This is a genomic window from Hymenobacter metallicola, from assembly GCF_004745645.1.
Classification (GTDB): Bacteria; Bacteroidota; Bacteroidia; order Cytophagales; family Hymenobacteraceae; genus Hymenobacter; species Hymenobacter metallicola.
On the sequence record NZ_SRMB01000001.1, the window covers coordinates 1774245 to 1791762 of the forward strand.

The following is a 17518-nucleotide window of genomic DNA, read 5'->3' on the forward strand; positions in this document are numbered from 1 at the left end:
CGCCGCCATGCTATTCATCGTTATTCCCGTCTTCAACCGCTGGGCTTTCACCGAAGCCTGCCTGCACTCCCTGCGCCAGCAAACCCACGCCGACTTTCGGGTTATCGTGGTCGATGATGGCTCCACGGACGGCACCGGCCAGCGGCTGCGCCACGACTTTCCGGAAGTAGAAGTAGTTGACGGCACCGGCCAGCTGTTTTGGACCGCCGGCGTGAATGCCGGGATACGCCAGGCCCTGCGCCAGGGCGCCGACCGGATCCTGACGCTCAACAACGACGTGGTGGCCGCCCCCGATTTTGTGGCCCGGATGCTGTACTGGGCCCAGCGCCTGCCCACGGCCCTGCTGGGGCCGCTGGAGCTGGATGCCCACACCCAGGAGCCGGTGTACGGGGGCGAAGTATTTAGCTGGCTCACCCACCGCCGCCAGGACCTGCTCCAAACCCTGGCGCCCGAGCAGCGCCAGGGTCTGCACCCGGTTACGTACCTGCCCGGTCGCGGCCTGCTGATTCCGGTAGCCGTGTTTGCCGCCATCGGCCTCTTCGACGAAAAGCGCCTGCCTCACTACCTGGCCGACTTCGACTTCACCAGCATGGCCCGCCGCCACGGCTTTCCGGTGTACGTCAACTACGACGCCCATTTGCTGACCTACCCCGAGGAAAGCGGGCAGGAGCAAACCCGCCGCCACCGCAGCCTGCGGGGCTACTATCAGCACTTATTCGGTATCCGGGGTGGCGGCAACCTGCGCAATTTCACGCATTTTGCCCTTAAAAACTGTCCGACTCCACTGGTGCCCCTGTTCTTGCTCAACGGCTACGCCCGCCGCCTGACGGGCTACTTCCTGCACTGATACCACCTGGTTTCTTGGGTCCGGCCGCCGGCTCCGTCTTCTGTACCTTCTTATCCGCTTCTAGCCGTGGTTATTCTCGTCAAACGTACCGGGCAGCTGGGCAACCGGTTGTTTCTGTTTGCTCACTTTCTGGCTAACGCGGCCGAGTATGGCTACGAGCTGGCCAATCCCAGCTTCGGCGGCTACGCCCCGTTTTTCGAAGCCACGGCCACCGGCAACTTTGGCGGCCTGCCCGTGCGGCTGCACGCTTTTCGCCAGAGCGGCCTCGACCGGCTCCTGAACCTGGTGCAGCATCCGCGGGCGTTTGGGCTGCTCCAGAGCGCCAGCCGCTTGCTGCCCCGCCGGGCGGCCCTGCTCACCGATCAGGCCGGCCAGGATTATGACCTCAACCAGCCGGCCTACCTGGCCGCGGCCCGTAGCGGGTTGGTGCTGGCCCACGGCTGGCAGTTTCGCGACAAACGCAATTTCGCCCGCCACGGCGCCCTGCTACGTCAGTTGTTTGCCCCCATTGAAACTCACCGCCTCGCCGTGGCCGCCTTGCTGAGCGCCCTGCGGCAAACGGCCGACGTGGTCGTGGGCGTCCACATTCGCCGGGGCGACTATGCCACTTACAACAACGGCGCTTACTACTACGACAACGCCACCTATGCCCGGGCCATGCGGGCGGTGCAGGAGCAGCTGCCGGCCAGCCGGCGCGTCGTGTTTCTGCTGTGCTCGAACGAGGAGCTGAACTTCGCCGACTTTGCCGGCTTACGGGTGCACGCCGCCACCGGGCATTTTGTGGAAGACCTCTACGCCCTGGCCGGCTGCGACTACGTAGTGGGCCCACCCAGTTCGTATTCCATGTGGGCTTCTTTTTACGGACAGGTGCCCCTGCTGCATTTAGAGCAGCCTAATCAGGACTTGCGCCTACAGGATTTCGCCGTTTTTCTGGACCAGTAGATGCTATCCCCCATGTTCTCCCTCCTGTCGTTGCGGGCGGCCTGGCTCTTCAGCGGGGCCTGCCTGCTCTTTCCCGGCTCCCAGCTCACGGCTCCTTCCGAAGCGGGCACCCTCGTCATCCGGCAGGGCGGCATCTACACGGGCTCCTACCGCAGCACCGACTCGGCCGTGCCCTGCATCCGCATCATGACCACTGAGCCGGTCACGCTGCGGGGTTGCCAGTTGGCGGGCGCCGGCAACCTGATCGACGTGCCCAACGGCGGGGCCGACCTGACCGTGGAACACTGCACGGGCATAGGCTTGCGGCCCAGCCGCGACCAAACGGCCCGGGGGCATTTCATCGAGATTAACTCGGCCCGCAGTCTGCGCCTGCTGAATAACTCGTTTGCGCACACTACCGGCATTGCCGTCTACCAATGGAGCGGCGACGGCTCGGCCACCCAGACGTTGCAAATCCTGCGTAACACCGGGCGCAGCATCGACAGCCGCTACCGGGACGGGGGCGGCACGACGGCCTCGTTTATTTCCTTAAACCAAGTGCACGGCGTGGCCAACGTTGAAATTGCCTGGAATCAGGTAGTGAACGAGCCCGACAACTCCTTGGTCGAAGACAACATCAACATCTACAATTCCTCGGGTACGGCCCAGAGCCCGATGCGCATACACGACAACTACGTGCAGGGTGCCTACCCCTACCCGGCCACGGCCCCCAAGTTTTCGGGCACGGGCCTGATTACCGATGGCGACCAGGCCTCCGTTCTCACGGCTACCGGGTATATTGATGCCTACCAAAATCAGTTTGTATCGACGTGCAACTCGGCCATGAACATTGCCGGCGGGCACCACGTGCGCTTCAACAACAACCGCATGGTCACCAGCGGGCTGCTGCCCAACGGCCAGAAGCTCAACGCCACCTACTGCGGCATTGCCGTCTTCAACTTCTACCAGCAGGCCGTCTTCGGCAGCCACCAGGTCGACGGCAACGTGATGGGCATGGTCAAGTGGGGAGCCAACAACCCCTTCCCCGACCGCAACGACAACGGCGACTACGGCTTTCAGATCCACACCAACACCCAGCATTTGCCCAACCCCATCACCCTGCAGACCGAGCAGGCCGAGTGGACCCGCTGGGTGAGCAAACTCCAGCAAAACGGGGTGCACTTGGGGCCGGGTTTTCAGCCGGCGGCGGTAGCTCAACGCCCCTAGTTGAGCTTAGCGATGCGCGCAAGCAGCAGATAACTACCTCATCTACTACACAATAAAAAAAGCACCCGATGGGGTGCTTTTTTTATTGTCTTGACTTTTACCAGACTTGCCGCAAAAAGCGGCCTTGGAGCTCATATGCGCACAGTCCAAAGACAATGTTTAAGAACAACTTGTTTAAGTACAATACATATTATTTTGTCATGCATCTTGCATAACAAATGATTTTTATACATTTGCATTGAACCTCGATATCAGTTTTAGGACTATTACAAGTTAAAGACTGATTAACTTTTTCAAAAGTGCTCTGTAAAGCCCCTAGAAAGGTGATTTGAGTTGCACCAAAAAAGAGTTGAAATGCGGTACTTAAGTGAAGCGCCGCTAGATGATGTTGGCCTCGTGAAGTTGGAAAAAGCTCTTTAATACGCTTTTAAGGTCCTTGGCTGGTACGTTTGGTGGTTGCGATACGCGTGGCTAATCACCCAATGACACTCATAAGCTCTCGGTTTTCTGCATACGAACAGACGGGAGACACCTTAAAAGCCTAGCTGACGCCGCCTAACGAGCAATTGTAAAAAAACAATTACGGCTAATGAAACGATTTGTTCTTATGCCGGGTTTTTCACAACATCCCTATATAGGGTTTACATTTTTAATAACACACAGAATGCAAAACACCTCTGGACCTCAGTTCCGGTTTAACCGGAACATCTCCTCTGGTACACACTTTCTGCCCCTGTTGGCGCTCGTGCTGTTGGTCTCATCTTTCTTTCCCGCGTCACTCCGGGCCCAGGGTCAAGCGCCCAATGTGACTTACTCCGCTCCGATTACCATTACCCAAGGTGGCACCTACACCGGCAATTTCAAGAGCACCAACTCGCGTGTTCCCTGCATCACCATTCAAACTACCCAGCCCGTCATCATTGAGAACTGCATCTTGGCGGGTGCCGGCGACCTGATCCTGGCCAATGCCGGCGGCTACAACCTAACGGTGCGCAACAACCGCGGCTACGGCCTGCAGCAAAGCATCGACAACGAGCGGCACGGCCGCTTTCTCGAAGTAAACTCGGCCAAGTCGGTTACGGTAGAGAACAACTACTTTGAACATACTACCGGCATCGCCATCTATATGTGGAGCGGTGATGGTTCGCCAGCGCAGACGCTGAAAGTGCGTCGCAACATGGCCAAGAATATCGATGGCCGCTACCGCAACGGCGGCGGCACGTTCTGCAACTTCCTGAGCGCAAACAAAGTGGCTAACCTGGCCAACGTGGAAGTAGCCTGGAATCAGGTAGTGAACGAGCCCAACAACTCCTTGGTAGAAGACAACATTAACTTCTACAACTCGGGCGGCACGGCCCAGAGCCCGATCAACGTGCACGACAACTACGTGCAGGGCGCCTACCCCTACCCCGCTACCGGCAACGCCTTTACCGGCACGGGCATGATCATCGACGGCACCGGCGACTCGCAGCAGGGCTACCTCGACGCGATGAACAACCAGTTTGTATCGACGTGCAACTCGGCCATGAACATTGCCGGCGGGCACCACGTGCGCTTCAACAACAACCGCATGGTCACCAGCGGGCTGCTGCCCAACGGCCAGAAGCTCAACGCCACCTACTGCGGCATTGCCGTCTTCAACTTCTACCAGCAGGCCGTCTTCGGCAGCCACCAGGTCGACGGCAACGTGATGGGCATGGTCAAGTGGGGAGCCAACAACCCCTTCCCCGACCGCAACGACAACGGCGACTACGGCTTTCAGATCCACACCAACACCCAGCATTTGCCCAACCCCATCACCCTGCAGACCGAGCAGGCCGAGTGGACCCGCTGGGTGAGCAAACTCCAGCAAAACGGCATTACCATTGGTACCGGCCCCAACACCAACGGCGGTGGCGGTGGCGGCGGTGGCACCACCAACCAGGCCCCTACAGTGAGCCTGACCTCGCCCGGCAACTCGAGCGTGACAGTTAACACCGTGCTGAACCTGACGGCCACGGCCGCTGATGCCGACGGCTCGGTCGCCAAAGTCGAGTTCTTCAACGGCTCGACCAAGCTGGGCGAAGATACCTCGGCACCCTACCAGCTCAGCTACACGGCCGCCGCGGCCGGCACCCTGACCCTCTCGGCCCGCGCCACCGACAACGTTGGGGCAACGACTAACTCTGGTTCGGTAACGGTAACGGTGACGAGCGTAGTGACCCCACCAGTAGCGGGCAGCTTCTACCGGGCCATCAACGTGAACGGGCCGGCCATTACCCTGGACGGCAACGCCTGGCAGGCCAGCAGCGGCGCCTCGGGCGTCCAGATCATCGGCACGCCCTTCGCCAACCAGAACATCACCCTCAACCCCGCCACCGACGCCACCCGGGCCAGCATGATTCGCTCCTCGGTGTACGGCAACACTACGGGCGCTGCCATTACCGTTCCCAATGGCACGTACCAAGTTTATATGTACCTGTGGGAAGACAACAACCCGGAGACGTATAACATCCTGGTTGAAGGCCAGACCGTGCGTTCGGGCTACAACAGCGGCTCGGCTGGTAAGTGGGAGAAAGTAGGCCCCTTCACCGCCAACGTCACCGACGGCACCCTGAATGCTTCTACCTCGGGTGGTCACGCCAACCTGTCGGGCATTGAACTGTGGGCCGGTTCTGCTACCCCCACCAACCAGGCTCCCACGGTTAGCCTCACGGCCCCCGCTGCTTCGACGGTTACCGTTGGCGCAGTGCTGAACCTGGCGGCCACGGCCGCTGACGCGGATGGCTCGGTCGCCAAAGTCGAGTTCTTCAACGGCTCGACCAAGCTGGGCGAAGACACCTCGGCACCCTACCAGCTCAGCTACACGGCCGCTTCGGCCGGCACCCTGACCCTCTCGGCCCGCGCCACCGACAACGCCGGCGCTACCACCAACTCCGGCTCGGTAACGGTAACGGTTAATGCTCCTGTCGTAACCTCGACGGCAACTTTCTACCGGGCCATCAACGTGAACGGGCCGGCCATTACCCTGGACGGCAACGCCTGGCAGGCCAGCAGCGGCGCCTCGGGCGTCCAGATCATCGGCACGCCCTTCGCCAACCAGAACATCACCCTCAACCCCGCCACCGACGCCACCCGGGCCAGCATGATTCGCTCCTCGGTGTATGGCAACACCACGGGCATGGCGATGAGCAACGTGCCAAGCGGTACCTACAAGGTGTACCTCTATGTGTGGGAAGACAACAACCCGGAGACGTATAACATCCTGGTCGAAGGCCAGACCGTGCGCTCGGGCTACAACAGCGGCTCGGCTGGTAAGTGGGAGAAAGTAGGCCCCTTCACCGCCAACGTCACCGATGGTACCCTGAACGTAACGACTTCGGGCGGCTATGCCAACCTCTCGGGCATTGAAGTATGGCGGCAGACCACGGGCACCGCTACTTCCACTCAGTCGCGGTTCGACCTGAACTCCTCTTCGCCGATGGTAGCCAGCGTATCGGCCTACCCCTCGCCCATGACCAACGAACTGAGCATTGAGTTGAATGCGGCTCAGACGGAAACCATGCGGGTTGCCATTCTCAACCAAAGCGGCGCCGTGGTGCAGAACTCGGACGTAGCCTTTACTAAAGGGGTGTCGAACGACAAGCTCAACGTGAGCAGCCTACCCGCCGGCAACTACTTCCTGCGCTTTACTAACGGCTCTTTGGCCGGTAAAAGCATCCAGGTGACCAAATAGTCCGCCGGGGCAGCTCAGCCCTAGCATTCTAATGCCAAAAGCCTGATCCTCAGCCGAGGGTCAGGCTTTTGGCATTACTACCGTTTCCGGGCCAATGCATCTGTTAGCTGCTGGCCGGAAACTCCCGGTCCAGCTTGGGTGCCGATGGCCTAGTCTTGCATGGCCAGGTAAGGCAGGCATATTCTCCTGTGGGCACACTGGGGCCACAGGCTGGTAATCAGCATGGTAAACACAGGCTCACTGTCCGGCAAGCTTGACAATACCCTATTTATAAGCTTTACGCCAGTTCAACAGCTAGGCTGTCAGATATATCCTCTATTTTGACTTTACTTATATTTAAAATAAATATTTTTATTACAACTGTTGCTATTGACGAATTAAATACAATAATTTGATAGTAAAGTTCTATAAAGCACATTTGAGTTGCTTTTGCCGGAACAGCTCCTTTCGATTCACCTTGTTATTTCTGGTTTCTATGAAGCGCGCACTCATTACCGGTATTACCGGTCAGGATGGCTCCTACCTGGCCGAGCTGCTGCTAAGCAAAGGCTACGAGGTTCACGGCATCAAGCGCCGGTCGTCCTTGTTCAACACCGACCGGATTGACCACCTCTACCAGGATCCGCACGAAGCCAACGTCCGCTTCAAGCTGCACTACGGCGACCTGGCCGACTCAACCAATCTGATTCGCATTGTGCAGGAGGTGCAGCCCGACGAGATATATAACCTCGGGGCCATGTCGCACGTGAAAGTGTCGTTCGACACGCCCGAGTACACCGCCGACGTGGACGGCTTGGGCACGCTGCGCCTGCTCGAAGCCGTGCGCATTCTGGGGCTGGCCCAGAAAACCCGCATCTACCAGGCCTCTACCTCCGAGCTGTACGGACTCGTGCAGCAGGTACCGCAGTCGGAAGCCACGCCCTTCTACCCCCGCTCGCCCTACGCCGTGGCCAAATTGTACGGCTACTGGATTACGGTAAACTACCGCGAAGCGTACGGCATGTATGCCTGCAACGGCATTTTGTTCAACCACGAGTCGCCGATGCGGGGCGAAACCTTTGTAACGCGCAAAATCACCCGCGGGGTGGCCCGCATTGCCATGGGCCTGCAGCAGAAAATCTACCTGGGCAACCTCGACGCCCGCCGCGACTGGGGCCACGCCCGCGACTACGTGGAGGCCATGTGGCGCATGCTGCAGCAAGACGAGGCCCGCGACTACGTCATTGCCACCGGCGTGACGACCACCGTGCGCGACTTTATTCTGCTGGCTTTCGCCGAGCTGGGCATTGAGCTCAACTTCGTGGGCGAAGGCGTCAGCGAAGTAGGCTACGTAGTATCCTGCGCCAACCCCGACTACCAGGTACCCGAGGGGCAGGTGGTGGTGGCCGTTGACCCGGCCTACTTCCGCCCGACCGAAGTCGAGCTGCTCATCGGCGACCCGAGCCGGGCCAAAGCCGAATTGGGCTGGGAGCCGCAGTACGACCTGCCCGCCCTGGTAGCCGACATGGTGCAGGCCGACGTGAAGCTCTTCCGCCGCGACACCGTGCTGCTCGAAGCCGGCCACCAGGTAATGTACCACGATGAGTAAGGCAACTGGCCAGCAATAACAGCGGTGCCTCATCCCTTTCCGGATTCACTTACTCATCTAATGGAAAAACACGCTAAAATATATGTGGCCGGCCACCGCGGTATGGTGGGCGCGGCCTTGGTGCGCCGCCTGCGTCAGGCCGGGTATGAAAACCTGGTAGTACGCACTTCCGCCGAACTGGACCTGCGCGAACAGGCCGCCGTGGAAGATTTCTTTGCGCAGGAAAAGCCGGAATACGTGCTGCTGGCCGCGGCCAAGGTGGGGGGCATTCATGCCAACAATACCTACCGGGCCGATTTTCTCTACGACAACCTGATGATCCAGAACAACGTGCTGCGCCAAAGCCAGCAGCACGGCGTGCGCAAGCTGCTGTTTCTGGGCTCTTCCTGCATCTACCCCAAACTGGCCCCCCAGCCCATCAAGGAGGAGTACCTGTTGACGGCCGCCCTCGAGCCGACGAATGAGCCCTATGCCATTGCCAAAATTGCGGGTCTGAAGCTTTGCGAGGCCTACCGGACCCAGTATGGCTGCAATTTCATTTCGGTGATGCCGACCAACCTTTACGGGCCCGGCGACAACTACGACCTGGCCAACTCCCACGTGCTGCCCGCCATGCTGCGCAAGTTTGGCGAGGCCACCGAGAAAGGCTTGCCCCGGGTCTCGATTTGGGGCACCGGCACGCCGCGGCGCGAGTTTCTGCACGTCGACGACCTGGCCGATGCCTGCCTGCACCTGCTGCTGCACTACGACGGCGCCCAGCCCGTGAACATTGGCACCGGCCGCGACATCAGCATTCAGGAGCTGGCCGAGCTCATTGCCGAGCTGACGGGCTACGTCGGCGAAATTATCTACGACTTCTCCCGGCCCGATGGCACCCCGCGCAAGCTGCTCGATGTAAGCTACTTGCACTCCCTGGGCTGGCAGCACCAGATTGGGCTAACCGAAGGTCTGCAATCCGTTATTGCCGGCGCCGATTGGCGTTCGGCTGTGAAATACTCCCCGCTCCAGGCCCTGGCCTAATCTGCACTCAACCACACATTTTTTCCTTGATGTATTATGTACGACGTGCTACTCAGGGCCCGAAGACGAGCCGGCCGGCTGCTCCGGGAAGTTATTCCTTACAACGGCCACTACCGCCCCGTAGGCCTGCATCTTACCGGTAAAGAACTAGCCAGCCAACCCGGCAGCGGCGTTTTCTACCAGCAGCTCTACCCGGCCTATACCTCCACGCTTGATATTCCCCCGGCGCTCTACGAGGCCGGCCCCATCTACGACAAATATCCGCACCGCGAAGAAGTACCCGCCGCCTACACCCTGGAAGTCCAAAACGGGCGCATCTACGCCGATAACTTCAACAGCATTGCCGTCATTTCAGCCGACAACAAGCTGATTGGCGACGTATCGTTTCAGTATGCCCGCGGCGACTGGCGCACGGTAACGCCCAAAGACAACAACATTTTCCGGCAGCGCTTTTTCCTGGAGCCCGTTCCCGTGCGGGGCACGGTGTGCAGCCTGCTGTCGGGCGGGGGCGCGGCCCTGGGCAACTACTACCACTGGCTGGTCGATTCGCTGCCCCGCCTGCACCTGGTGCAGGAAGCCGGCCTGCTCGACTCGGTGGATTACTTCCTGGTCTACGACCGGAATCTGCGGTTTATGCTCGAAACCCTGGCCCCGCTGGGCATCGGGCCCGAGCGCCTGATTGACGTCAACTCCCACCGCCACCTGCGCGCCGACCGGCTGCTGCTGACCTCTCCGGTCCGGGGCAACGGGGTGCACACGCCCGACTGGGTGTTCAGCTACCTGCGCGAAACCTACCTGCCCGCGGCCCGCACCCGGGATTTCAACCCCTACATCTACATTTCGCGCCGCGATGCCCCGGCCCGGGTGGTACTGCCCGCGGCCGAGGTCGAAACCATGCTCAGCCAGGAGTTTGGCTTTACCACCTACACGTTGTCGGATCTGACCTTTGCCGAAAAGGTGGAACTGTTCAGTCAGGCCAAGGCGGTGGTGTCGCCTATCGGGGCCGGGCTTTGCAACATCATTTTCTCGCCCCTGGAAGCTCCCCTGCTGGAGTTGCTGCCCCGCAGCTTTGCCCTGGGCGACTACTGCGAGGTGAGTGCCCGCCTGGGCAAGCCCTACGACTGGCTCATCGGCGACAGCCCCGAGCTGGCCGACAACCACGGGGATGCCAGCCGGGAAAATCTGACCGTGGACGTAGCCGTGCTGCGGGAGCGGGTGCAACGGCTGATGGACCGCGTCAAGAAGTCGTCGCAGCACCGTGAACTAGAACTGGAAACCTAACACAACGTTCTCGATTATGAGCGACTTGATACCCCGCGTTCAGCGCCGCGCTGGTCGCTTACTGCGGCAATTTGTACCGCACAATCTTCATCTTCGTCCCGTCGGCGTTTACCCGAGCAGCCAGCAGCTGGCCGCCCACCCGGGCGCGGGGGCGAGCTACCAGGAAATCTACCCCAGCTACAAGTCGCAGTGGCCGGTACCCGACGACCTGTACCACCAAATCAGTGACTACGGCGGTTTGCACGCCAAACCCAACCGTACTGAAAAGCAACCCGCCGCCTTTGTTCTCACGCTGGAGCAAGGGCGGCTGCTAGCTGATAATACGCTGAGCGTGGCCGTCATTAGCGCCGATAACAAGCTGGTCGGCGATGCTTCCTTCCAGTACGATGCCGCCCGGGCCGACCTGGCCCGGCCGCAGGACAATACCGTATTCAACCAGCGCTGGTTTAAGGCCCCGGTGCGGGTAGCCGGCACGGTGTGCAGCCTGCTGTCGGGCGGGGGCGCGGCCACGGGCAACTACTACCACTGGCTCATCGACTCCCTCCCCCGCCTGCACTTGGTGCAGGAAGCCGGCTTGTGGGACGCCATCGACTACTTCCTGATTTATGACAAGCAGCGGCGCTTCGTCGTCGACTCGCTGCTGGCCCTGGGCATTCGGCCCGAGCAGCTGCTGGACGTAAGCACCCACGGCCACCTGGTAGCCGACCGCCTGGTAGTGACCTCGGCCGTGCGCGGACAGGGCACGCACAACCCGGGCTGGGCCTGTGACTTTCTGCGCCAGGAACTGCTGCCGGCGGCGGCCCCGGAGGAATTTAGCCCCTGCGTGTACCTAAGTCGTCGCGATGCGCCGGGCCGTCACGTCCTCAATGAAGGCGAGGTAGAAGCCTTGCTGCAGGAATACGGGTTTCAAACCCACGTGCTGGGCGAGTACTCTTTTGCGCAGCAAGTGGCCCTGTTTGCCGGCGCCAAAATAGTGGTGGCTCCTACGGGGGCGGGCTTGGCGAACCTGGTTTTTGCGCCAGCAGGCACAGCAGTTATCGAGATGTTCCCCAAGCATTTCACCGTCATGGAATACCCCGAGCTCTGCTACCGCCTTGGCCTGGAGTACCAGTATCTGGTAGCCGAACCAGCGGCCGGGCCCATCACCTCACGCCGCGAAGCATGGCGTGAGCACCTCACCGTGGACCTGCACACGCTGCGGCACAAGCTGCAGAATGTTTCGCCCCGGGCTCTTACAGCCCTTGCCCAGTAGCAGTTACCTGTTCTTCCATTCCACAACCTCTACTACCATGCACGACCTCCTGGCCCGAATTCAACGGCGCGCCGGCCGCATGCTGCGGGAAATTATTCCCTATCACCCCCATCTGCGCCCCGTGGGAGTAGCCCCCAGCAGCGCGGCACTGGCCAATCAGGCCGGTAGTAGTACGGCCTATTCGGAAGTATACCCCGCCTATACGTCGCACCTGCAGGTACCGGAAGTCTTTTTAACCTCCGGGCCGAGCTACTACGAACCCGTCGCCACCGAGGAACTCATGCCCCCGGCCTTTGTGCTGACCCTGGAAAACGGGCGCGTGAATGTCGATGACATCAATAGTGTGGCCATTATAGCGGCCAACAACCAGCTGGTGGGGGATGTCTCCCTTCAGTTTTCACCCGTCAATTTCGCGCTGGCCACCCCCGCCGAAAACCCAATTTTCCACCAGAGCTACTTTACCTCGCCCCGCCAAGTAGAAGGTACCGTATGCAGCCTGCTGTCGGGCGGGGGCGCGGCCATTGGCAACTATTACCACTGGATGCTCGATTCGCTGCCCCGCCTGCACCTGGTGCAGGAAGCCGGCCTGTGGGATGCCATCGACTACTTCCTGATTTATGACCGCGGCCACAGCTTTGCCCTCGAAACCCTGCGGGAGCTGGGCGTGCGCGACGAGCAGATTATCGACGTAAAAAGTAATTCCCACCTGCAGGCCCGCACGCTGATTGTCACCTCGTCGGTGCGCGGTGGGGGCCGCCACGCCCCCCGCTGGGTTGGGGAATTTATGCAGCGTTCCTTCCGGCCGCTCGATACTGGCACCCCTGCCCGCCGCTTCGCTCCCCTGGTGTACGTTACCCGCCGCGACGCCTCGTTCCGGCAGGTGCGCAATGAGGCCGAGGTAGAAGCAGTGCTGCGGGAATACGGCTTCGAGAGCTACGCCTTGAGCGAGTTGAACCTGCGTGAAAAGGTAGCTTTATTCTCCGGGGCCCGGGCCGTGGTAGGGCCCGTGGGGGCGGGCTTGGTCAACATCTTGTTCTGCCAGCCCGGTACCCCGCTTATCGAGTTTTTGCCGCGTAACCTGATTGTGGCCGACTACCTGGATCTGACCTCCCGGCTCGACATGCCCCATTACCCGCTCATCAGCCACCGCGACGATGCCTCTTCCCAGAACGCCTCGGCTGACCGCCGCGACGACTTGACCGTGGATATCAAGGCCCTGCGGCGCACCTTGCAGCAAGCTATGCCTGAAGTTGTTACGATTTAAGGACCGGCGCCTACTTCCTGTTTTCACCTTTGCCCGTTACGCTATGCCTTCCGTTCTGCTTTCGCTCGTTACCTGGAACAGTGCCGACTCGGTGGAGGCCTGCCTTCGCTCGGCCCTGGCCCAGACCTATACCGATTTTGAGCTGTGGGTGGTCGACAATGCTTCCCGCGACGATACCTGCGCCCGGGTAGAAGCCCTGGCTGCCACCGACGCCCGCCTGCGCCTGCACCGACTCGCGGAGAATACCGGCTTCTGCGGGGGCCACAACTATTCCCTCGACCGCACCCGCTCCGACTATGTGCTGCTGGTAAACCCCGACGTGGAAATGCAGCCCGACTACCTGGCCAACGCCGTGGCCGCCATGCAGCGCGACGAGCAGATTGGAACGGTGTGCGGGCTGCTGGTGCAAAGTCAGGAGGCCGACCCCTACATTGACAGCGCCGGTATGAATGCCCTGCCCGATGGCCGCTTTGGCTTGCGCTTGCACCGGCAGCGCCTCAGCCAGGCCGCCCCGGAGCCCGGCTACGTGGATGGGGCCGATGGAGCCTTACCGCTGTTCCGCCGCCGGTTTATTGATGATCTGCGGGTAGAAGGCCACTTTTTTGACCCCCGCTTTTTTGCGCATAAAGAAGACTGGGACGTGGCCTGGCGCGGGCGGCTCTACGGCTGGCGCACCTGGTTCGAGCCTTCCTGCCGCGCCTTGCATCCCCGGCAGTTTCTGCCCGCCAACCTACGGCTACGCAACCACTTGGCCAGCGCCATCAAGACCGACGCGGTAAAAAACCAGTGGCTGCTGCTCATCAAAAACACGACGGTGGCCCAGGCACCACGGCTGCTGCTACGAGCCATTCCCCGGCAGCTGGCTATTCTGTGCTACTCTCTGCTCTTTGAACGCAGCTCGCTGCCCGCCTACCGCTACGTGTGGCAGAACTGGCAGCAGGTGCGCGCGAGTCGCCAACTGATACAGGCCCGGGCCCGGCGGGGCTGGCAGCCGGCGGGCTCCGCCCCAACGAGCCCGGCGCCAGCCCCAACCACGCCCCACTATGCTACCCTGGTACCGCACTAATTTTTTCACGCCCGACCAAGTCGACTACTTACTAAAAACGCCAAAAGCGCCGCTCCCCAGCTTGAGGAGCGGCGCTTTTGGCAGCAGTGCACTTTCCGAGCTGTTCTAACCGACGTTATCAGCTACCTCGGCCGGTACCACGACGCGGCTGCGGGCAGCACTATTCAGGCCGAAGTAGGCAGCCTGCTCCAGACGCAGCTGGTCGATGAGGCGGCCTTCGGGCAGAATCACGTCGTCGTAGGTTAAGACCTGGTCTTTGGGCACGTCGTGGCGCAGGATGCAGCCTTCGGCTACCCCGATGGGCAGCAGCCGCTCCTGGTCGGCTACCGAGGCATTTTCGGCTAGGCCATAGGTGTGGTAGTGCCCAATGCCGTCCAGGGTTTGCCCGGCAAATAGCGGAATTTTGGCCGCCGTGACGACCTCCACGCGCATGGGGCCAGCCGGGGCCAGGGCGGCATCCTTGAACAGAACGGCGCGGGCCACCGTGGTTGGCGTTTCAAAATGGCACAGGTGGTAAGGCGTGTAGAAGCAGTAGAGCGGCCCGGGCCCTAGCTTATAGAGCTTGAGGTAGTGCTGCTGCACCGGGTCGTCGATGGTGCCCAGCACGAACACCCCGGGGCCCGGCTCGGCGCCTACCACGTAATCGACCAGGCCCGGGCCACCGTCGAGCAGCAGCTCCTGCGGGTACCACTCGGCGGCTTTGCTAATGGGCGTGCCCGGCGCCACCGTGGGCCCCAGCATACCCCGCCGGGCCACCTGCATGCCCAGGGCATTGGCAATAACGGCCTGCTCGAAGCTGATTTTACTGCCGTCGGCGAAGCTCGTGACCATGCTCGGGTTCTGGCCCCATTGCTTGGCAAAGCCTTCCTGGGTGGTGGGGTTGCGGTACGGGTCGTGCAAGCCCTTGATGTTGCCGCACAGCACGGGCTTTACCCCTATGCCTTTCACGAAGCGGGCCAGGTTGAGCGTCACGCCCGGCTGGTCCCCGTCGGCGACGGTATACACCACCCCGGCGCGGTCGGCGTACACTTTCAGAATGGGCCCTACGGTGCCGTCCAGCTCCGCGTTGAGCAGCACAATGTGCTTGCCATGCCGAATGGCTTCGAGCACCACGTGGGCGCCGTGCTCCACGGCGCCGGTCACCTCAATAATGGCGTCGATACCCTCGGCCCGACTCAGCAGCAACGCGTCGTCGGTAATGGCGGGCAGGCCCTGGGCAATGCAGGCTTCGAGCTGAGCCACGGAGGCTACTTCGCGCGGGGCCAGCGTACCGGCTTCTTCGTAGCAGGCGCGGGCCTTGTCGAGGGTGCGGTTGGCAATAGCCACCAACTCCATACCGGCTACGTAGCGGCAAATCTGCCGGGCGACGCCCTTGGCCATAAAGCCGGCTCCGATCATACCCACCCGGATGGGCTGGCCCAGGCGCTGCCGCTCAGCCAGCGCGTTATCAACTAGTATCATGCGTGTTGCGAGTAAGAATAAACGAATGAAGCCGTGGGCCCAAGCCAGTACCGAGCAAAGCATCCTTTTTTGCCCGGCACTGGCTAGCTCACATCTTGGCTTCGACTTGAATTTCGGGCATCAACAGGTGAAAATCGGGGTGGCGGCTGTCTTTTTCCGACACCAGCACCGGGTCAAAGGGCCACTGGATGTTGATGGCTGGGTCGTTCCAGCGCAGGCCCCGCTCGGCTCCGGGCGCATACTTGGCCGATACCTGGTAGCACACGTCGGTGTTGTCGGTCAGCGTCAGGAAGCCGTGGGCAAACCGGCCCGGCACAAACAGCATGCGGAAGCTGGAGGCCGTCAGCTCCACGCCCAGCCACTGCCCGTAGGTCGGCGACTCTTCCCTAAGGTCCACAATGACGTCGTAGATGGCGCCCTGGGTGCAGCGCACCAGCTTGGTTTCCTCGTGCGGCGGCAGCTGGAAATGCATGCCACGCAGCGTGCCTTTGCGGGGATTCGACGACACGTTGGCTTGCAAGGGGGGCATCAGAATGCCATGGGCAGCAAACTCGTCGGCGCACCAGGAGCGGGCAAAAAAGCCGCGCTCGTCCGACAGGCGGTCAACGTCGATGATAAAGGCACCCGGTAGTTCAGTCTCCGTGAAAATCATAGGGAAAGAGGTGTAGCGGTGGTGAAAAAGGAAAGAATAGACAGTCTAGGGCATCAGGACAAAGCCAGTTCGGCGGGTTCTGCCTCCTGGCCCACAACGGCCGGGCCTTGCGGCTCCGCAGCCCAGGTTAGGCTTTCGTCCAGCTGCCCACTCTCGCGCAGGGCCGACAGCACCCGCAGGCGCATCAGCTGGGACGAGCGGAATTCCGCGTCGCGGAAGCCCATCCGGATCAGGCCGTCGCGCAGCTCGGTGATGGTGTCGGCCAGCGTACGCCGGGGCTGGTGGTTGGGGGCCAGCTGGCGAAACAAGCTGAAATCCACGCGGTAGGAACGCTTATCCGGCGGGGCGCTGGAATTTAGCTCCACGGCCGTGCCGGGAATCCTATCGGCAATGGCAGCGGCTAGGTCGCGCACCTGGTAGTTCCACTCCTCCGAACCCGCATTGATAGCCAGGAAAACCCCGCCGCAGTCGGCTGGGCGGCCAATAGCCCATTCGATGGCACGGGCCATGTCCTGCACATGAATCAGGGGGCGCCAGGGCGAACCGTCGCTCAGAATGCTGATGCGGCCCGTCGAGACGGCGCCGGCCACAAAGTCGTTCACCACCAGATCCAGGCGGAGCCGGTCGCTCCAGCCGCAGGCCGTAGCAAAGCGCAGGCAGGTAATGCGGAAGTTCTCGTCGGCCAGGGGGGCCAGCTCCTGCTCGCTCAGCACCTTGGAGCGGGCATAGGCTGTCAGTGGGTTCAGTTCCGACTGCTCGGTTTTAGCGCCGTCGCCCCCGGCGCCATACATACTGCAGGAACTGGCAAAAACGAAGGATTTTACGCCGGCCGCTTTGGCCCGGCGGGCCAGCCAGATACCGGCCCGGTAATTTATTTCCAGGGTCACGTCCTCGTAGGTCTGGCCCATGGGGTCGTTGGAAATGGCGGCCAAGTGCACTACCGCGTCTATTTCCTGCAGCAGGGAATCGGGCAGGTGGCGCACGTCGCCGAAGAGCTGCCGGTCGAGGCGGGATTCGGGCAGGCGCTCAGCGCCGGTGAGGCAGTGGGCAAAGTAGCCCATATCGTAGCCGATAAGCTCCGCTTGGGGAAACTCGCGTCGTAGGTGGCGTACCACGCCGGGCCCAACGTAGCCCATATTACCAGTAATGAGGATGCGTTGCATACGAAGGAAGTGAGCGTTGAAAGTGAAGGCAATATGTTGCCAGCCGCACTGCTGCGGGAAA

13 protein-coding genes are annotated in these 17518 nt (G+C 61.2%); 10 read left to right on the forward strand and 3 right to left on the reverse strand.

Annotation, left to right across the window (positions count from 1 at the left end; all coding sequences use genetic code 11):
- The first annotated feature begins 7 nt into the window (after window positions 1-7).
- The 10 genes from E5K02_RS07490 to E5K02_RS07535 all read left to right on the forward strand — a co-directional run bounded on the left by E5K02_RS07490 (window position 8) and on the right by E5K02_RS07535 (window position 14181).
- Entirely contained in the window at window positions 8-847 is an 840-nt protein-coding gene (locus tag E5K02_RS07490; RefSeq protein ID WP_135393583.1) for a glycosyltransferase family 2 protein, read from the forward strand.
- A 66-nt stretch (window positions 848-913) separates the two neighbouring features.
- Entirely contained in the window at window positions 914-1789 is an 876-nt protein-coding gene (locus E5K02_RS07495) for an alpha-1,2-fucosyltransferase (RefSeq protein WP_167856315.1), read from the forward strand.
- Between the two features lie 12 nt (window positions 1790-1801).
- A complete protein-coding gene (locus E5K02_RS07500; RefSeq protein ID WP_135393587.1) occupies window positions 1802-2995 on the forward strand; it encodes a hypothetical protein in 1194 nt (397 codons plus the stop codon).
- A gap of 805 nt (window positions 2996-3800) precedes the next feature.
- Window positions 3801-6710, forward strand: coding sequence for an Ig-like domain-containing protein (locus tag E5K02_RS07505; protein ID WP_135393589.1), 2910 nt, complete (start codon window positions 3801-3803; stop codon window positions 6708-6710).
- Window positions 6711-7185: 475 nt separating this feature from the next.
- Window positions 7186-8298: a GDP-mannose 4,6-dehydratase gene (gmd, locus tag E5K02_RS07510; RefSeq protein ID WP_135393591.1), complete on the forward strand. Its 1113-nt coding sequence runs from the start codon at window positions 7186-7188 to the stop codon at window positions 8296-8298.
- 60 nt (window positions 8299-8358) lie between these two features.
- Complete coding sequence (locus E5K02_RS07515) at window positions 8359-9318, forward strand: GDP-L-fucose synthase family protein (RefSeq protein ID WP_135393593.1); 960 nt, start codon at window positions 8359-8361, stop codon at window positions 9316-9318.
- A 36-nt stretch (window positions 9319-9354) separates the two neighbouring features.
- Window positions 9355-10599, forward strand: a complete 1245-nt coding sequence (locus E5K02_RS07520; protein ID WP_135393595.1) for a glycosyltransferase family 61 protein — start codon at window positions 9355-9357, stop codon at window positions 10597-10599.
- Between the two features lie 16 nt (window positions 10600-10615).
- Window positions 10616-11851 (forward strand): glycosyltransferase family 61 protein, encoded by a 1236-nt coding sequence (locus tag E5K02_RS07525; protein ID WP_135393598.1) that lies wholly within the window; start codon window positions 10616-10618, stop codon window positions 11849-11851.
- Between the two features lie 37 nt (window positions 11852-11888).
- The gene (locus tag E5K02_RS07530; protein WP_167856316.1) at window positions 11889-13115 is read left to right on the forward strand and encodes a glycosyltransferase family 61 protein; all 1227 of its coding nucleotides are present in this window, start codon (window positions 11889-11891) and stop codon (window positions 13113-13115) included.
- 43 nt (window positions 13116-13158) lie between these two features.
- On the forward strand, window positions 13159-14181 hold the full coding sequence (locus E5K02_RS07535) for a glycosyltransferase family 2 protein (RefSeq protein WP_135393602.1): 1023 nt from the start codon (window positions 13159-13161) through the stop codon (window positions 14179-14181).
- A gap of 105 nt (window positions 14182-14286) precedes the next feature.
- Here the strand turns inward: E5K02_RS07535 and E5K02_RS07540 are convergent, their stop codons facing one another.
- The 3 genes from E5K02_RS07540 to E5K02_RS07550 form a co-directional block, all read right to left on the reverse strand.
- Complete coding sequence (locus E5K02_RS07540) at window positions 14287-15642, reverse strand: NAD(P)H-dependent oxidoreductase (protein WP_135393604.1); 1356 nt, start codon at window positions 15640-15642, stop codon at window positions 14287-14289.
- 88 nt (window positions 15643-15730) lie between these two features.
- Window positions 15731-16294, reverse strand: a complete 564-nt coding sequence (gene rfbC, locus E5K02_RS07545) for a dTDP-4-dehydrorhamnose 3,5-epimerase (RefSeq protein ID WP_135393606.1) — start codon at window positions 16292-16294, stop codon at window positions 15731-15733.
- A gap of 53 nt (window positions 16295-16347) precedes the next feature.
- Entirely contained in the window at window positions 16348-17457 is a 1110-nt protein-coding gene (locus E5K02_RS07550) for an NAD-dependent epimerase/dehydratase family protein (RefSeq protein WP_135393608.1), read from the reverse strand.
- Window positions 17458-17518 lie beyond the last annotated feature (61 nt).